Source organism: Aneurinibacillus soli, assembly GCF_002355375.1.
Taxonomy (GTDB): domain Bacteria; phylum Bacillota; class Bacilli; order Aneurinibacillales; family Aneurinibacillaceae; genus Aneurinibacillus; species Aneurinibacillus soli.
Genome location: NZ_AP017312.1, coordinates 1,601,259 through 1,617,582, shown reverse-complemented (window position 1 = coordinate 1,617,582; position 16,324 = coordinate 1,601,259). Strand labels below are relative to the sequence as shown.

Genomic DNA, 16,324 nt, shown 5'->3' with positions numbered 1-16,324 from the left:
CCGCATCTATTTTAATGGTCTTTGTTCTATTTGTCACCCAGATACACACGAATTGTTGCACCCTCTTCCAAACGTGCACCCGGCTGCGGTGACTGATAGGAAACACTCTGACCACCGCCTGCGATATCAAGCGGAAATCCATAGTACGCCTGTTTGATCTCATCGCGTTTCATCCCGATAAGATTCGGTACCTCGATAATTTTTTTGTCGGGGTACTGATATTTTTTCTCCATCTGGTTCGTGCGCGGTGGCACTTTCATATAGCGTAATGTCGAATCCATAATGTTACGCACGATTGGTGCAGCAACTACACCGCCGAACTGAATTCCCTTCGGATTGTTAATCGCGGTGTACACAACAATTTGCGGATCATCCGCCGGAGCAAACCCGATGAACGATACGATATGTTTGCTTTTGGAGTATACACCGTTCTCGACAATCTGCGCTGTACCGGTCTTGCCTCCGACCCGATAGCCATCAATATAAGCATTGCGACCCGTTCCGTTCGCTACTACGCTTTCTAATGCACGCCGCACTTCCGCTGATGTTTCCGGGGAGATAACCTGGCGGACCATCTTAGGAGCGTTCACAGACAGCGGCTTTCCTGTCCTCGGATCATGCCACTCTTTGGCGAGATACGGCTTCATGAGCTTACCGCCATTAACAGCTGCTCCTACCGCCTGTACCTGCTGAATCGGTGTCACCGATACCCCTTGCCCGAATGCTGTCGTCGCAAGCTCCACCGGGCCAACACGGTTCAGCGAGAAAAGTACCCCATTCTCCTCTCCGAGCAGGTCAATGCCCGTCCGTTTTCCAAATCCGAACTCTTTGATGTAGTGGAATAAACGCTCCTTGCCCAAGCGCTGGCCAAGCAGAACGAACCCCGGGTTGCAGGAATTCTCGACTCCCTCAAGGAATGTTTGATGCCCATGCCCGCCCCGCTTCCAGCAGCGCAGTGTCGCACCCGCTACTTTGATCGAACCCGGATCGTTGAACGTATCTTTATCAAGATTCACTTTTTTATCTTCAAGTGCTGACGCCAGTGTGATGATTTTGAATGTGGAACCTGGCTCGTATGTCTTCCAGATCGGCAGATTGCGGTTGTATGTTTCAACCGGATACTGCTTGTAATTGCCCGGATCGAAGTCCGGTCGGCTGGCCATCCCAAGCACTTCTCCTGTTTTCGGAGAAAACGCAATGGCAATGGCATCATCCGGCTGGTATACGGTCATCGCCTGATCCAGCTCCCGCTCAATAATCGCCTGGATGTTAGCATCAATCGTTAAATATAAATCCTGTCCGTCTTTTGGCGGAGTAAACGTGTCGGACTGCCCTGGCATCGGCTCGCCTTTCACGTTTGAATAATAAGAAATACTCCCATCCTCTCCACTCAGCTGCTTGTTGTATACCCGCTCAATTCCAGTCAGCCCCTGATTGTCTACCCCGGTAAAGCCGAGAATATGAGCAGCTAGCTTACCATGCGGATAATAGCGCTGGCTATCTTCCGTCACATGAATGCCCGGGAGATTAAGTGCCTGCACCTGCTTGGCTACTTCCGGCTCAATACGCCGTCCTCCTGGAATGCGGTTCATAGACGTACGCTTGCTGATCGCCTTTAGAATGACTTTTTCATCCTGTTTTAAGAGCGGCGCAAGCTTTCGCGCCGTTCCTTCTTTATCCTTAATCTGAACCGGAATCGCCATCAAAGAAGGGACACTAATGTTATACGCCAACACCTCACCATTGCGGTCGAGAATTCGTCCTCGCTTCGCTTCAAACGGAATATCCCGGCTCCACAAATTTTGCGCTTCTCCCATCAGCCAGTTTCCCTTCCAGATCTGCACATACCCAAGGCGTGTAATGAGCAGCAAAAATAAGAAGAACCCGATCACAAGTGAAATGAATATACGGCGGCGAACCGTTACTCCAGATACACGCAACGCTTTCTCCTCCTCACGAATAGTCCCGGCAGTCCGGGAGCAGTCTACGGTCTCACCATAACCCTATTCGATGAAGGAAAGAGATAGAACAGGCTTTCCTTTAGTTCGCAGTTGACTTGTCTTTTGCACCTGCTTTTTTCTCTGTCTCCGGCACAACAGGAGGCACGGATGATTTTGGCGTCAGGGTCACAGCGAGCTTATCTCCCGGCTTCACGACCGTTCCCGGTGGAATGCTCTGCGATGTGACGTATCCTTCACCCGTTACACCGGTCACATTCAGATTCAGTAAAGTACCGATCTCCATTACGTCACGCAGCGTTTTCCCGGTTAGATTGGGCAGACTGACACCTGTCTTGGTTGTTAGCGCGTATACGATTGAACCTTTTGTTAGCTCAGCGGAAGCTTCCGGATACTGTGCCACAACTTTAGCACCGTTTCCGAGCATTTCCACTTTTAGCCCGGCCTGTGTCGCCACTCCCTTTCCTTGACTAACCGACGTACCGACAAGCTGCGGCATGATTGCTGTTTCATCTTGCACCGTCACAACAGGCGCTGTCTTATCCGGTGACAATTTCATATACTGCAAGCTGCGTTCCATAATCGATTTGAATACAGGAGCGGCAATGATTTTACCGCCTGCAGATGGAGTTTCGATGTCCGGTTCGTCTACAAGTACATAAATCAAAAGCTTCGGATTATCCTTCGGAGCAAAGCCGATGAATGAATTAATGTATTTACCCGGTACATAGCGGCCGTTACGCGACACCTGCGCAGTACCGGTTTTCCCGGCTACATGATAGCCCGGAAGAGCGAACGGCTGTCCTGTTCCGTTTTTTTCATTTACGACCGCATCTAGCAGGTCACGCACCTGGCTGGCTGTGTTTTCTGATACAACACGACGCACCATCTGCGGCTTTTTCTGGACAACAATGGCACCTGTTTTCGAATCACGAATTTCTTTAATGACATACGGCTTCATCAGTTTGCCACCATTAGCAACCGCTCCCACAGCGGCTACCTGTTGAATGGCCGTTACGCCGACCCCTTGTCCGAATGAGATGGACGCAATATCACGGGCATAATAGTGGCGATTTACATTAAAAAGCCCGCGTTCTTCACCCGGCAGATCAATTCCGGTTTTTTCTCCAAATCCAAATTTTTGCAAGTAGTTAAATAACCTCTCCTGCTTAAGTCGTTCATATCCCAAAATAACAAAAGCTACGTTACTAGAATGCTTGACCCCTTCTTTAAAAGAAATCATGCCCCAGCCCTGTCCGCCATTATGATCGCGAATTTCTTTGCTGCCTTTGATCTTGTTATACGTACCAGACATGTACAGCTCATTTGGATTGAATACTCCTTCTTCAATCGCTGCAGCGAGTGTCGCAATCTTAAACGTGGAGCCCGGTTCGAAGTTTGTTCCAACCATCAGATTACGGTAATTTTCGATGCCAACGGGTGCGTTCGGATTAAAGGATGGTCGGCTGCCCATCCCAAGAATCTCCCCGGTATTTGGATCCGCTACAATCGCAGCGATCCCTTTCATTTTGTACTGAGATGCTGCCTGGTTTAGTGCATCCTCTATGTACGATTGAATGCTGTGATCAAGCGTTAAGGTAATCTGGTTGCCATCAATAGCTGGTTTGTACGATTCAAGCCCGTCTGGCAGCTGATTGCCTCTACCATCTTTCTTGAACGTAAAGCTACCTTTCTCACCACGCAGCTGCTCATCTTGAGACAGCTCGATTCCCATCTGTGCCTGACCATCGAGATTCGTATACCCGAGCACACTCGAAGCAAACACTCCGTACGGGTAGTAGCGCCGCGTTTCTTCATACAGCGAGATGCCGGGCAACTTCAGTGCCTTGATCTGGTCGGCTTTTTCTTTCGGAATCTTCCATCCACCCGGACGAAGCTCCACCTGTTCCGCCTTTTTATCCAACTTGGACAGAATATCTGAGGATGTCATCCCCAGGATCGGTGCTAGTTTAGCTGCTGTTTCTTGCTTATCCTGTACATAGTCTTTGTTTTTTTTGTCATTTTCATATGGCGCGATCCGGGCGATAACGGTATACGCTTTACCCGTGTATGCAAGCTGCTGACCATTGCGATCAATGATCTCACCGCGCTTCGGGTTAATCACATTGCTTTTCTCCCATGTCTTCCGCGCTTTTACCAGAAGTTCTGCGCTTCCTATGTTTTGCAGCCAGAACATTCGCCCGATAATCACAAAAAGGAGGACCGTAAACAGCCCTCCTAATAAGTATGTGCGCCATTTGATTTTATCCTGAATCTTCATGTGCGCCTATCCTCCTAATTCGCCGCCTTGCCACCGTTAAACACACGTACCGTATCATCCTGCCGGGTAAGCCCCATTTTTTCGGCAATCGTACGAATGCGTTCCGGCTTGCTCAATTCATCAATTTTTGCACTCATTTCGGCGTTCTGTTCGTTCAGCTTTTTGATATCGCCCTTCAATGAAATTGTCTCGTAATTGTAGTGAGAGATTTCCGCATAACGGGCAACTAAAAACGAGGACACCATAACAAGAGCAACAACAGTAAAGAAATAAATTAATTTCTCTGCGCCGCTAATTCCGTAGCGAACGGTTGTAACTCGTTTCTTCTGGGCTGTTTTTTCGGCTTCATGCCGAATCTTTGTTGCGAGATTCCCCTGATTATAAGGTCGCACGTTTCCTCTCCTCCGTTTCTATTTGGCAAGCTTCTCGGCGACTCGCAGTTTGGCAGAACGCGCCCTTCGATTCTCTTCCTGCTCGACATCTGTCGGAATAATGGGCTTGCGGGTAAGAATTTTTAGCGTGGGCTTCTGTCCGCATGCACACTGCGGAAGTCCTGGTGGACAGATGCAGCCTTTGCTGTATTCCTGGTACGTCTGCTTACAAATCCGGTCTTCAAGTGAATGGAAGGTGATCACGCTTGTCCGCCCACCCGGTGCTAGCATCTCAATACTGTCTTCGAGTGCTTCCTTAAACGCATTCAATTCGTCGTTTACCGCGATTCGAATCGCCTGAAATGTACGCTTGGCCGGATGTCCTCCTGTGCGGCGAGCCGGTGCCGGGATACCTCGCTTAATCAGCTCGACTAGCTCCTCGGTCGTCTCGATCGGCTTGCGGGCACGCTCGAGGCAGATCTCCCGCGCAATGCGACGGGCAAACTTCTCTTCCCCGTATTTGAAAATAATCGACGCAATTTCGCTTTCTTCCCATTCGTTCACAATGGTGTAAGCGGTAAGCTCCTGCTGCTGGTCCATGCGCATATCAAGTGCTGCTTCTGCATTATAACTAAACCCGCGCTCGGCTTCATCAAGCTGCGGCGATGATACACCAAGGTCAAATAACACGCCGTCCACCTGCGTAATATGTAAATCGTGAAGGATTTGCTTAATGCGGCGAAAATTGCTTTTTACGAGTGTAACATGGTCCATATACGGAGCAAGACGCTCGCGTGCAGCGGCGAGTGCTGTATCGTCCTGGTCAATCGAGATGAGCCTAGCCCCCTCTGTCAACCGTGACGCGATCAGTGAACTGTGGCCCGCACCCCCAAGCGTGCAATCAACATAAATACCGCCCGGTTTGATGTTAAGCCCGTCCACTGCTTCTTCATGCAGCACTGTGATGTGATGAAACATCCTGCTTCCTCCCAACGTGGTTCAAAACCAAATCAAAATCATGCTGTATAACTGCTGTATTCTAGCCTGTACGAAATACCACGCAATCATGCACATACGTAATTCTAGCTTAGAAAATGATTTCCTTCTATAAAAAAAATAAGTTTTTTTACTAATTTGCCACTAAATACGTAAAAAAAATGTCGAACAGGTCTAAAGACCGTTCGACATTCGTGATTATATTCCTATTTTATTCTTCTTTCCAGCTGTCAAGATATGACTTCTGTTCTTCTGTGAGTGTATCTACGCCAAGGTCTAGTGCTTCCAGCTTCAGACGTGCTACTTTCTCATCAAGCTCATACGGTACGTTAAGGACACGTGCACCGATTTCTTCATATTTCTCATTTACATAGGCAAGTGAGATTGCTTGCAAAGCGAATGTCATATCCATGATTTCTGCCGGGTGTCCATCGCCTGCTGCGAGGTTTACGAGACGTCCTTCTGCAAGCAGGTAGATCTTGCGGCCGTCTTTCATCACATATTCTTCAATATCTTTGCGCACGACACGAGTAGACGTGGACAGTGCTTCTAGTTCTGGCTTATTGATTTCCACATCGAAGTGACCTGCGTTAGATAGAATTGCACCATCTTTCATCACTTCAATATGCTCACCACGAATAACATCGCGGTTACCTGTTACGGTTACGAAGTAGTCACCATGCTTCGCCGCTTCGATCATCGGCATCACTTCAAAGCCGTCCATATACGCTTCAATCGCTTTAATGCCATCAATTTCCGTTACGATTACTTTCGCACCGAGACCTTTTGCGCGCAGCGCCACGCCGCGTCCGCACCAGCCGTAACCGACTACGACAACGGTTTTGCCTGCTACAACGAGGTTTGTTGTACGGTTAATGCCATCCCATACAGACTGGCCTGTACCATAACGATTGTCAAACAAATATTTGCAGAACGCATCGTTTACAGCAATCATCGGGAATTTCAGTTCACCCGATTTCTCCAGCGCACGGTTGCGGATTACCCCTGTTGTTGTCTCTTCGCAGCCGCCACGCACTTGCGGAAGCAAGTCTGGACGCTCGGCATGCAGAATTGTTACGAGATCGCCACCATCGTCAATGATCAGGTCTGGTTTTGTTTCCAGCGTTTTGATGAAATGCTCTTTGTACTCAACCGGGTCCGGATTGTATTTGGCAAATACAGTAATGCCGTCTTCAACGAGCGCTGCTGCTACATCATCCTGTGTAGAGAGCGGGTTACTACCTGTAATTGTAACTTCTGCACCACCCGCCTGAACCACTTTCGCCAGGTAAGCTGTTTTTGCTTCAAGGTGAAGGGAAATCGCCACTTTCAATCCTTTGAACGGCTGGTCTTTCTCAAATTGCTCACGAATGCGGTTTAATACCGGCATATGTTCTTTAACCCAGTCAATTTTCAGATGGCCGTTTGGCGCAAGGCTCATATCGCGCACAATACTCTTATTCGTTGTGTTCATTGTAGATCCCCCTAGTTCTTAGTCCACGCGTACAGCGAGGTGTTCAGGTGTTACATCGTATGGATACGAGCGGAATTCACGGAACCACCCTATCCCATATTTATTAAGATAACCAAATACATTGTAAACGCGTTCCTGCGGTTTGTCCATCGGGAACACCGCTGTACGAATACGGTCGAACTGTCGCAGGGACGATTCGTGTTTTTTGACGAACGCTGACTGACTGCGTTTGGCGTAAAAGTCGACCTGCTCTAGAATTTTGTCGAGATTTTTTTCGCCAAGTGGACGTAATCCTTGCTCAATTCCGGATGCTTCTTCGATAAGAGGCGTATAAAGCGCCCTCATCTGTCGCTTTACTGCCGCGAATTTTTCATCCAGATGCAGCGTATCTTGCGCTACAAGGTACGCATCCCGCTTCTCTGCAAGCTTCGTCAACACATCGTACGTGCTGAGTTCAAACTTGCGCATATTCTTCTGTACAGCACCTTCCAGCAAGCTAAACGACAGACGCGGCACAACCGGCGGCATCTCTAATCCGAATACATCAAACATGCGGGCATACAGCCCCCAGTAAGCGACTTCCCCCGGCCCACCGACAAACGCAAGCACCGGCAGCAACCATTCCTGCATAAGCGGTCGTGTTACCACATTAGCACTGAACGATTCCGGCTCATTCATAAGCAGAGCGAGCAATTCTTCTTCCGTATACACCACACCATCCCGCGTGCGGAATGTACCATCTGCGAGCCGTTCTACACCGCTGCGCTCCCCGTTTCGATACAGAAAAAACTGGGCAGAGGAACGCTCCGTCTCCACCTGGCGATGATAGCCAAGTGCCGTGAGCTTCTGTCCCTGCACCGCTACCGCCTCATTCAATTCCTCGTTTCGGCGAATGACCTGGGCAAATCCATCCTGTTCCAACACACGGACAAACGGGGCCGCCGAATCAATCAGAATGAGCCCTGCCTCACCGAACAGCCAGGCAATCGTCCGGGCAAAGAAATCTGTCAGTGTCTTTGATTCCCCAGCTATTGTATGCAGGTGCGCTTTTAGGTCGCCTGTAAATTCTGTTTCGATCTGCTCGGCAAAAAATCCATCGATATACGCCTGCCAGACATCCTGCGGAATCGAAAGATGTGTAACAGACGTCCGCCCTTCTGTTTCATAGTCCAGACGCTGCTTACAAACCTCTCCACTTCTCGTCTGCACATATACATGATTCGCTTCCTCGTAGTCATGATCTTCCCCTGCAATCCAGAATACGGGAACGACACGTACGCCAAGTCGTCTCTGCTGTTCCTCCGCAATCCGAAGTGCAGTAATCGCCTTGTGAATCGTATACAGCGGCCCGGTCAGAACGCCCGCCTGCTGTCCGGTGACGACCGTGTACGTATCAGGATGGCTGAGCGCCTCTATATTCTCTCTCACACGCTCATGTGTGTTGCCTACCCTTGTATTCCAATCTAGAAGCCCGTCCACAAGCGCAGCACGGTTTTCGTGTGGATGTTCAGAAAGCCAGCGCAGGCGGCGCTCATAGCTTTCCTGTTGATACGGATGATACGGATATAACTCCGCGGTTTTTGGATAATAATCTATGTAATCATTTACGATGTTTTGTCCAAATGGAAGCTTGATCGACTCGATTTGCACGTTGTTCATCCTCTCATCTCAAAGCTAACTGCTTACTAAAGGGAAGTATACCATTCTCGCTGCCAAATGCCAAAAACAAAAGCAGCCAGCATCGATCGGATGCCAGCTGCCCTCTATGTGGACAGACGGGGCATGTTATCAATCATGCCCATAATATACTTGATATTTTGTTCCGTTTCATTCGGAAACAACATGCCGATATGCGTAACGGCGGCCATGTACGCCAGAATATGCCGCTCCACAATCCATGACGGCTCCGGCTTATGCTCGCTGAACACGCGACGCAAGTGCTCTTTTAATTGATTGTGTGCCTTCTGCTGTGCCTTATGTCCTTCATCAAGCAGTTGAAAATCATCACGCTGCGGATCGTCGATAATCTCACGCCACATGCTCATATGGCGTGCCACAAAGCCAAATAAGTGCTCCGTAACATGCTGTAACTTCTCACGGGTTGAAGATGCCAAATCCGTTACGATCTGATTAATGTGGCGGTCAAATTCTTCCCACTGCTGGTCTAGAATCGCCTGATACAACACAGCCTTGTTCGGATAGTAATTATAGATCGTTCCAACCGCAATCCCTGCCTCTTTAGCAATGGATCGCATATCAGCCAAGCGATAGCCATTTTCAATAAAAATTTTATTCGCAGCCGCTAAGATTCGCTGCTGATAAGAGACGCTCATATCGTTAGACTCCCTATTTGCTACAATATGCTTCATCATAGCACATCCGAAGCTGTTGGGAAAAGCGATCAATCAAAATATCTATGCGCTTACACAGGATAAACAGGATGCTTACGCTCAGAGAATGTCAGCTGTTTGCTGCTATACGCCTCCAGGCGGTCAATCAGCTCAGCACGCAGGCGACTGCCTTCAATAATGCCGTCAATAATCATTTCGGATGCAAGACGATAAATATCAATATCTTCCTGATATTCCTTGCGTTTCTCCATAATGAATGCCTGGCGCTCTTTCGGATCTTCAATCGCGTTAATTTTATTACTATACACAGCGTTAACAGCCGCTTCCGGACCCATAACGGCTATCTGAGCGGTCGGAAGAGCCAGGCAACAATCCGGTTCGAATGCTGGACCCGACATCGCATACAACCCGGCTCCATACGCTTTACGAACGATAACGGAAATTCGTGGGACAGTCGCTTCCGACATCGCCGAGATCATCTTTGCTCCATGACGGATAATGCCTGCACGTTCCACTTTTGTTCCGATCATAAATCCCGGAACGTCAGCAAGGAACAGAAGCGGAATGCCAAATGCATCACACAGCGTCATGAAGCGTGCTGATTTATCAGCGGAGTCAACAAACAACACACCGCCTTTGACACGCGGCTGGTTGGCGATGATGCCGACCACTTTGCCGTCCATGCGGGCAAACCCGGTCACAAGCTCGGCAGCGAACAGTTTTTTGATTTCATAGAATGAGTCTTCATCAATAATCGCATGGATGAGTTCATACATATCAAATGGTGCATTCTGATTCGTCGGCACAATCGCTTCAACTGTACGGCTATCTGCTTTTGGCGTTTTCGCTTCTACAACCGGCGGCTTCTGCTGACAGTTCGCCGGGAAATACGACAAATACTGGCGAGCCGATGCAATTGCTTCCTGTTCAGATGGCACAAGTACATCACCACAACCGCTCACCGTGCAGTGCATACGAGCGCCGCCCATTTCTTCGAGCGTGACTTTCTCACCGATCACCATCTCAGCCATGCGCGGTGAGCCAAGATACATACTCGCATTGCCCTCTACCATGATCACAATATCACAAAATGCCGGAATGTACGCACCACCCGCCGCAGACGGCCCGAACAGCACACATACTTGTGGCACCATGCCAGACATTTTTACTTGATTGTAGAAAATACGCCCCGCCCCGCGGCGGCCCGGGAACATCTCAATCTGATCCGTAATGCGTGCACCAGCGGAATCCACGAGATAAATCATCGGTACACGTAGCTTCATCGCCGTTTCCTGGATACGAATGATCTTTTCAACGGTGCGTGAGCCCCATGATCCCGCTTTAACGGTTGAATCATTTGCCATGACACACACTTTCTGACCATTCACACGGCCAATCGCTGTCACAACACCATCTGCTGGCAGATCGCCTGCCAGACTGTTCGCAAACAGCGCATCTTCAATCTGGTATTCATCATCAAATAACAGCTGCAAGCGGTCGCGTACAAACAGCTTATTCTGCTCTTTGTTTTTGGCATGGTATTTCTCCGCTCCGCCTTTCTGAATCTGTTCGATGCGCTCCTGCAGTGCCTTCTCAAGCGTTTGCTTTGTCTGCTGTGTATCCATTGCCGCATTCCCCTTCCACAGTATGTTTCATTGCTTGCAGCACGCGTGACGGCAGCGTGCGTCCGAGCGTCTCTTCCATAAACAGCCCAGCTTCGATTAGCTTCTCGAACGATACACCCGTTTCAATCCCCATGCCATGCAGCATATAAACTACGTCTTCCGTCGAAATATTGCCGGATGCTCCCGGCGCATACGGACAACCGCCAAGTCCACCAATCGAGCTGTCAAATGTGCGAATTCCTGCTTCAAGCGCCGCATATACATTGGCAAGACCTGTGCCGCGTGTATCATGAAAATGCCCGGCCAGCCGCTCCGCTCCGAATTCAGCCGCAAGAGCAGCAAAGCGCTCCCGCACCACGATCGGTGTGCCGACACCGATCGTATCGCCAATCGACACCTCATACACACCCATATCGAATAGCTCTTGGGTAACCCGCGTAACAGACGCAAGCGGTACTTCTCCTTCATACGGACAGCCGAATGCGGTGGACACATACCCGCGCACCCGCATGCCAGCCGCTCGGGCTGCTTCTACCACTTCCCGCAGTACAGGAAAGGTTTCTTCGATTGTTTTGTTGATGTTACTTTTGTTATGCGCCTCACTGGACGACATGAACACTGCAACTTCTTCCATCCGCGTCTGCCGAGCGCGCTCAAGCCCTTTAAGATTCGGAACGAGCGCGCTATACAGAACACCAGGCTCCCGCCGTACTTGTTCTAGTACCTCTACGGCATCAGCCAGCTGCGGAATCCATTTTGGATTCACAAATGAAGTCGCTTCTACTTTTTGTAGACCAGCACTGACTAATCGCTCAATCAGTTCAACTTTACGTAGCGTGGACACCGTTTCTTTTTCGTTCTGTAGTCCGTCACGCGGTCCCACTTCAAATAGGCTCACCCGGTCGCTCATCGCTCTGCCTCCTAGTCTTCAATCTCAATGAGCACGTCGCCTTCGTTGACAAAATCACCGATCGTAACTTTTACCTGTGCCACTATGCCAGCTGCTTCCGCGGTTACGGGCACTTCCATTTTCATCGATTCGAGCATTACCACATCACTTCCAGGCTGTACGCTATCTCCTGTATTTACGAGTACATTGATAACCGTTCCTGCCATATTCGCGACTACTTGTTTCATCATGAATCCCTCCTATTTTGTTGTAGTTCGTTTCATCGTTTCAACAAAGCTTGTTGTATACGTACCGACCGCAAAGCGCTCGTCTTCGAGTACATCTGCAAGCATCGACAGATTTGTCTTAATCCCTGTAATTTCATACTGCTGTATGGCCTTTCTGGCTCGATCGAGCGCTTCCTCTCGAGTCGTTCCACTTGCAATCAACTTGCCGATCATTGGATCATAAAACGGCGAGATGGTTGTGCCAGATTGTACAGCATCATCAATGCGGATTCCATCTCCTTCCGGGGAGACATAAGCTATAATCGTTCCCGGAGACGGGAAGAACGTGTTCGGATCTTCGGCATAAATACGCATCTCAATTGCATGTCCATGCGCTATGACATCTTTCTGTACAAACGGAATTGGATGCCCTTCCGCGATCGTTAGCTGTAACTCTACCAGATCAAATCCTGTGATGGACTCTGTAACCGGGTGTTCAACTTGTAGACGCGTATTCATCTCAAGAAAATAAAACGCTTTATCCTCTCCCATGATGAATTCTACTGTTCCAACGCCGGTATAGTTCACAGCCTGCGCCGCGCGTACGGCAGCCGCGCATACCGCCTCCCGGGTCGCTACATCAAGGAATGGAGATGGACTTTCCTCAATCACTTTCTGATGACGGCGCTGTATGGAACATTCTCGCTCCAGAAGGTGAACAATCGCCCCCTGCTCATCACCGACAACCTGTACTTCAATATGGTGCGGATTCTCGATATACTTCTCGATGAACATCGCATCGTTGCCAAAGTACGCTTTCGCGCGGCCTTTCGCTGATTGAAACGCTTTCATAATTTCTTCTTCGTCACGGCAAATCTGCATGCCGATCCCACCACCGCCCGCACTCGCTTTAAGCATAACTGGGTAGCCAATCTGCGCTGCAATACGGCAGGCGTCTTCTGCTGTCGGAATACTCTCATCATAACCCGGTACAATTGGAACACCAGCCTCGACCATGGCAGCACGGGCGCGAATTTTATCTCCCATCGCATCCATGACAGCGGGGCGCGGTCCGATAAATACAATGCCTTCTTCCGCACAGCGGCTGGCAAATGTCCCGTTTTCGGACAGCAGGCCGTAACCCGGATGAATCGCATCTGCTCCGTGTTCTTTGGCCGCAACGAGTATAGCCTCCATATTAAGATAGCTCTTCGCAACCGGTGGCGGCCCGATGCAGACAGCTACATCTGCCTCCCGCACAAATGGCATATCCACATCTGCTTCTGAATGAACTGCAATCGTACGAATCCCTTTAGCGCGGCATGTGCGCATAATCCGGCGGGCAATCTCCCCCCGGTTCGCAATGAGGACAGTCTTGATTTCCATATGCTCACTCCTTCTCAATTACGAGTGCTCTTTGTACTGCCTGTATATGTGAATTCTACATGTGTTGGAAGAATTCCTTTCTGTAATTTCTAAATTTTTTATAAATTGAAATCGCTATCATAAAAACAAGAATCACCCATCTCATTGTGAGAGGGGTGATTGTCACATACTCATATGTTACCGATAATCGACGCGTTCGAGATTACCATTCGCGTCCATTTTAAATCGGGGTTTAATATCAACTTCTTCTTCGTTACTTCCGAGAAACGCCATTTTGCGAGCACGGTCCATAATCTGAATCAACGCTTTGTAATCTTCGTTTACAACTTGATAGTCTGATTTTAGCAAGGCGATTTCTTCTTTTAGACTTTCGTTCTCAGCGCGAAGTTCTTCTGCTTCACGGCGACTGACCTCCATGTCTCGTTCAAGACGCTTCATCTGCCGAAATACGTCTTTTTGACCGCGCAAAAAGCGGATGACAACATCAAACGAAAGCTCCTCCGGCATTTCACCGCGCATGCTGACTGGCGCTTCAACGTCAGGAGTGGCATACATGCTCTCTTCTCCTGCTTCTGTCATATAAACAGCTGTTTTCAGCTTGCGCTTCGCTTTCTTGCGTTCCTGACGCTGGGATTTTGCCAGTTGAATGGCATCTTCATACTGTTTTCGGACCGCACTATTCCAACGAAATCCGCAGGCGGCGGCTGTTCGACTCAGACGTTCGCCCACTTCCTCAAATGCACACAATTGCGTGCTTCCTTCTCGAATATGACGAAGCGTCACCTCTGCCAGCATCAGATCATCGTCTGGCGTCCAGGCATCCTGACGTGCTGCTGTCATGTCAATCCCTCCGTTTCAATACCTCAATGGCTTTACACTATCTCTATTCACTTGCTAGGGTTCATAGACTGATTTTCTACTAAACCAGTGTGTCCAGCTTTTGTGAGATTTAAACAGAGGGAGGTTTGCTTCCCATTATTTTTTCTGCAAAAACTTCTGTACTACGCCGTAATGCGCGTCTGATCCCCACATGTCCGAACAGAGATCAATCTCTTCTTCAATACACACTTCGCGCGGCAGGCCGGAATCTACGAGTTTGGCGACTTTCATATACGCTGCAATACCTTCTATCGGCTGAGCCGCGATTTTTGCTGCGAATGCAAATGTTTCTTCTCGTAACGCTTCATGTTTGTATACTCGGTCAATAAAACCAATCTGTCGACCTGCTTCCGCATCGAACATCTCGCCAGTCAGAAGCATTGTCAGCGCGTTATTCGTCCCGATTTTCTCCATTAGGCGTGTACCGCTGCCCCATCCGGTAATAATGTGCATGCCGATCTGGACGAATCCCATACGAGACTGCTCACTTGCAAAGCGGAAACGGCAGGAAGCCGCGAATTCACAGCCGCCTCCAATCGCGGCACCATTCATCATCGCGATCGTCGGCTTCGGAAAGCGGTCAATTCTGCTTAACAGGCGACCGACTCGCATGAGCATCGGATACGACTTGTCCTTCGTGCGCACTGACAGGAACTGCCCAAGGTCTCCCCCTGATACAAACGCTTTATCACCCGCGCCTGTAAAAATAACTACCTTCACATCCTGGTCCGCTGCCAGCTCATCTAAGCAACCATCAAGTTCTTCCACTAGTTCAAAGCTGATCGCATTCCGTACCTCCGGACGATTCAATGTAACAAGTGCAATGCCGTCTTTTTTCTCTAGTAAAATAGTATTCATCTACTCCACTCCTTCATTCATAATGTTCGGACTTCTCCGGGCGAATAAGGGAAGCTTCCCTTATGTTTTATACTAGCCAAGCCGCTTCAAAAACGCGCGTAATTCCAGCGCCTCGAACTGCTGACGCACCTGCTCTGTATCTGGCATCCAGCAACAATCCTCAAGCAGACACGCAATTGGAACCTGCACATCAATCTCAGCAAGTTCACGTGACAGATGCAGCATCGCAAGCTCCGTCTCAATCTTGCGGCGAACACCAGGCGCCAGATCGGCCAGATTGTCCAGAATACCTGCTACTGATCCATACTCACAAACAAGCTTGTACGCCGTCTTCTCGCCAATCCCCTTCACGCCCGGATAATTGTCACTCGAATCTCCCATCAGCGCCTTCACATCAACAAGCTGTTCCGGTCGAACCCCTTTCTCTTCGAACAGAACCTCTGGCGTATATACGGCGTAATTGGATACCCCTTTTTTCATAATAATGACGTGGACGTTATTCTTCAACAGTTGAAGACTATCATGGTCTCCCGTCAAAATCTGCACCTTGGTGTCTGCATCCTCGCTATATAGCCGGGACAGTGTCCCGATACAATCATCTGCTTCATAACCAGATAGGCCGATATTCGGCACGCCAAAGCTATCCATCACGTCTTTAATCAGATCAAATTGCGGGCGCAATTCATCCGGTGGCGCTCCTCGATTTGCCTTGTACTGATCATACCGATCCGTCCGAAATGTCTGGCTGCCCATATCCCAACAGCAAACGACATGTGTCGGTGCGAACGTCTCAATCGCATCTAGAAAATAGTTCATAAAGCCATGAATCCCATTCACCGGCACGCCCGCACTTGTTCGCATGATGCGCCCGCTGTAAGCAGTCGCATAGTATCCACGAAACAAAAGCGACATACCATCAATAAGCATAATTGTTTGTGATGCCTGCACTCTCTTTTCCACCCTTTCGTTTCTCCGTCTCATCATAGTATCACGAATATAAGTGAACAACAAAAAGGCCGCCCGGCAATG

General features: G+C 49.2%; 14 protein-coding genes. All 14 read right to left on the bottom strand.

Translation table 11 applies throughout. The annotated features are described in order from the left end of the window. Nucleotides 1-26 precede the first annotated feature (26 nt). Nucleotides 27-1,940 carry a stage V sporulation protein D gene (locus CB4_RS08230; protein WP_096464858.1) on the bottom strand — a complete coding sequence of 638 codons (1,914 nt, stop codon included), beginning with the start codon at nucleotides 1,938-1,940 and terminating at the stop codon, nucleotides 27-29. Between the two features lie 100 nt (nucleotides 1,941-2,040). Continuing rightward, nucleotides 2,041-4,239: a PASTA domain-containing penicillin-binding protein gene (locus CB4_RS08225; RefSeq protein WP_096464856.1), complete on the bottom strand. Its 2,199-nt coding sequence runs from the start codon at nucleotides 4,237-4,239 to the stop codon at nucleotides 2,041-2,043. A 14-nt stretch (nucleotides 4,240-4,253) separates the two neighbouring features. After that, entirely contained in the window at nucleotides 4,254-4,631 is a 378-nt protein-coding gene (gene ftsL2 / locus CB4_RS08220) for a cell division protein FtsL (protein WP_096464854.1), read from the bottom strand. Nucleotides 4,632-4,649: 18 nt separating this feature from the next. Continuing rightward, nucleotides 4,650-5,588 (bottom strand): 16S rRNA (cytosine(1402)-N(4))-methyltransferase RsmH, encoded by a 939-nt coding sequence (gene rsmH, locus CB4_RS08215; RefSeq protein ID WP_096464852.1) that lies wholly within the window; start codon nucleotides 5,586-5,588, stop codon nucleotides 4,650-4,652. A 229-nt stretch (nucleotides 5,589-5,817) separates the two neighbouring features. Then, nucleotides 5,818-7,080, bottom strand: coding sequence for an adenosylhomocysteinase (locus CB4_RS08210; RefSeq protein ID WP_096464850.1), 1,263 nt, complete (start codon nucleotides 7,078-7,080; stop codon nucleotides 5,818-5,820). Nucleotides 7,081-7,098: 18 nt separating this feature from the next. Then, nucleotides 7,099-8,739 (bottom strand): bacillithiol biosynthesis cysteine-adding enzyme BshC, encoded by a 1,641-nt coding sequence (bshC, locus tag CB4_RS08205; RefSeq protein WP_096464848.1) that lies wholly within the window; start codon nucleotides 8,737-8,739, stop codon nucleotides 7,099-7,101. A 104-nt stretch (nucleotides 8,740-8,843) separates the two neighbouring features. After that, nucleotides 8,844-9,452, bottom strand: coding sequence for a TetR/AcrR family transcriptional regulator (locus tag CB4_RS08200; RefSeq protein WP_096464846.1), 609 nt, complete (start codon nucleotides 9,450-9,452; stop codon nucleotides 8,844-8,846). A 50-nt stretch (nucleotides 9,453-9,502) separates the two neighbouring features. Continuing rightward, a complete protein-coding gene (locus CB4_RS08195; RefSeq protein ID WP_096464844.1) occupies nucleotides 9,503-11,056 on the bottom strand; it encodes an acyl-CoA carboxylase subunit beta in 1,554 nt (517 codons plus the stop codon). Further along, nucleotides 11,025-11,966 carry a hydroxymethylglutaryl-CoA lyase gene (locus CB4_RS08190; RefSeq protein ID WP_096464842.1) on the bottom strand — a complete coding sequence of 314 codons (942 nt, stop codon included), beginning with the start codon at nucleotides 11,964-11,966 and terminating at the stop codon, nucleotides 11,025-11,027. Before CB4_RS08190 ends, CB4_RS08195 begins: the two co-directional genes overlap by 32 nt. 11 nt (nucleotides 11,967-11,977) lie before the next feature. Then, nucleotides 11,978-12,193 (bottom strand): acetyl-CoA carboxylase biotin carboxyl carrier protein subunit, encoded by a 216-nt coding sequence (locus CB4_RS08185; RefSeq protein WP_096464840.1) that lies wholly within the window; start codon nucleotides 12,191-12,193, stop codon nucleotides 11,978-11,980. Nucleotides 12,194-12,205: 12 nt separating this feature from the next. Continuing rightward, the gene (locus CB4_RS08180; protein WP_096467683.1) at nucleotides 12,206-13,552 is read right to left on the bottom strand and encodes an acetyl-CoA carboxylase biotin carboxylase subunit; all 1,347 of its coding nucleotides are present in this window, start codon (nucleotides 13,550-13,552) and stop codon (nucleotides 12,206-12,208) included. 183 nt (nucleotides 13,553-13,735) lie between these two features. Further along, entirely contained in the window at nucleotides 13,736-14,398 is a 663-nt protein-coding gene (locus CB4_RS08175) for an RsfA family transcriptional regulator (protein WP_096464838.1), read from the bottom strand. A gap of 135 nt (nucleotides 14,399-14,533) precedes the next feature. Continuing rightward, nucleotides 14,534-15,295, bottom strand: coding sequence for an enoyl-CoA hydratase/isomerase family protein (locus CB4_RS08170; RefSeq protein ID WP_096464836.1), 762 nt, complete (start codon nucleotides 15,293-15,295; stop codon nucleotides 14,534-14,536). Nucleotides 15,296-15,367: 72 nt separating this feature from the next. After that, a complete protein-coding gene (locus CB4_RS08165) occupies nucleotides 15,368-16,276 on the bottom strand; it encodes a 5'-3' exonuclease (RefSeq protein ID WP_096467682.1) in 909 nt (302 codons plus the stop codon). Between the last annotated feature and the right edge of the window lie 48 nt (nucleotides 16,277-16,324).